This is a genomic window from Shewanella sp. 2_MG-2023, assembly GCF_030548905.1.
Lineage (GTDB): Bacteria > Pseudomonadota > Gammaproteobacteria > Enterobacterales > Shewanellaceae > Shewanella > Shewanella electrodiphila.
In genome coordinates this window covers 1-1,629 of sequence record NZ_JAUOSO010000043.1, presented here as the reverse complement: position 1 = coordinate 1,629, position 1,629 = coordinate 1, and the positions used below count along the sequence as shown (strand labels likewise).

Below are 1,629 nucleotides of genomic sequence, written 5' to 3'. Positions count from 1 at the left end.
CTCGCTATGGCGAGGTTTTTTTATGGCTGAAATTTGCTGTTGTGAATTAAAAAGCAAGAAGGCGACTATTATTCCAAGCAGAAAGACTAGTGTAGATTGTCATAAAGGTGTTGCTCACCCTTACCCTAAAAAGTAAGTAGACCTATTTAAGAGGTGGCGAATAGGGAGTGATGACCCTTGCCATGATCAATTAATGTCTATAACCATATTGATTAGTGCTTTAAAGCGTAACCCATAATAAAAGCTCAATAAAAAGCCCCACGAATGTGAGGCTCATAACTTAGATGCTGTTTAATTTCGTTATCACTTCATTTGTGATGCCAGCTATAAGTATCAATCTTCAGCTTGAGGTAAATCCAATACTTTTTGGCGATATTCTAATAAACCAAAGACACCCAAGAAATAGACTTTAATGTAATCGACTAACTTAAGTTTTAGTAATGTGTTGAACATGGTGTAAAAAATCAATAATTGGAACAAATGCATAAATGCCGTGATCAATAACAGAATATTGAGAACAATACTGACTTTGCCATCGAATGGCATGAACACATTATAAAACATCACCAACCATGTCAGCAGAGTAAAGCTCTTACCTGCCAGAATAAAAAATTTCATCTGTAACCTTTAATCAATTTGATATTGGAATAAACGGTAGGTCACTTGCCCTGCCGATTTCTGTTTAAGCTCAACCCAAGTATTGGGGATGTCTAACTGAGCTAAGTCGGATTCCGTTTCGACATAAATTTGTGCATTTTCATTGAGCCATTGTTTTTCATCCAGCAGCGCGATGGTTTTACTGGCCAGATCTTTGCGAAAAGGGGGATCGACAAAAACAATATCAAAGCCTTTATCTGGATTACCTTTGGCGAGCAAAGCCAAACTATCACCATTAATGACATCGGCCGTTTCGCATTTCAGAGTTTGTAAATTTTGTTGCAACTGCTTCGCTGCGCTGGATTGCAGTTCAAAAATTCGAGCATAGTCAGCGTAGCGTGATAATGCTTCTAGGCTCAGTGCGCCGCTTCCAGCAAAACAATCCAACACTCTTGCACCGCGAACGTCTGTGGATAACCAGTTAAATAAGGTCTCGCGCACTCGATCTGTGGTTGGTCGAAGACCTTCAAGATCGTGAATAGGAAGTTTTCGTGAACGCCATTGTCCTGAAATGATCCTGACTTGGCCGCTAGCGGACTTATTTTTGGACATTTTGCCCTCGTGATTTTGCCTGAACAAAGAAAGTGGTAGACTATGCAACCAATTAGAATACTCGATATTTTATACCAAACTGATGCCTAAAGGTGAGCAATCCTTCTGACATTATCTGTATTAAGTTATCGAGAGTATTTTTCCGAATTTTTTAGCTCACTAAGTACTGGTAGTAGACATGGCAAAGAAAGGTTTTTTTTCGTGGTTTCGTAAAGACAAAACCAAAGAACAAGAGAAAGTTACAACCGACAACGCTCAAGAGCAAATTGACACCAGTAGTACTGAGCAGACTGAAGCAGAGCTTGGTGCTCAGCAATTAGCTGAACAGCAACGTGTTGAAGAACAAAACCGTCTTGCAGCAGAAAAAGAAGCTGCTGAAAAGGCTGAGGCTGAATTACAGGCTCAGCAATTAGCTGAACA

2 protein-coding genes and 1 pseudogene are annotated in these 1,629 nt (G+C 39.8%); 1 reads left to right on the top strand and 2 read right to left on the bottom strand.

Annotated features, from left to right (window positions below; translation table 11 throughout):
• Positions 1-333: 333 nt before the first annotated feature.
• Together Q4600_RS21085 and rsmD are read right to left on the bottom strand one after the other, a co-directional pair.
• Positions 334-618: a DUF1145 domain-containing protein gene (locus tag Q4600_RS21085; RefSeq protein WP_102526734.1), complete on the bottom strand. Its 285-nt coding sequence runs from the start codon at positions 616-618 to the stop codon at positions 334-336.
• Positions 619-627: 9 nt separating this feature from the next.
• Positions 628-1,209 carry a 16S rRNA (guanine(966)-N(2))-methyltransferase RsmD gene (rsmD, locus tag Q4600_RS21080; protein ID WP_229370838.1) on the bottom strand — a complete coding sequence of 194 codons (582 nt, stop codon included), beginning with the start codon at positions 1,207-1,209 and terminating at the stop codon, positions 628-630.
• A gap of 178 nt (positions 1,210-1,387) precedes the next feature.
• Between rsmD and Q4600_RS21075 the strand changes: the two are divergent.
• Positions 1,388-1,629: pseudogene (locus tag Q4600_RS21075) on the top strand (signal recognition particle-docking protein FtsY); the annotation flags it as partial.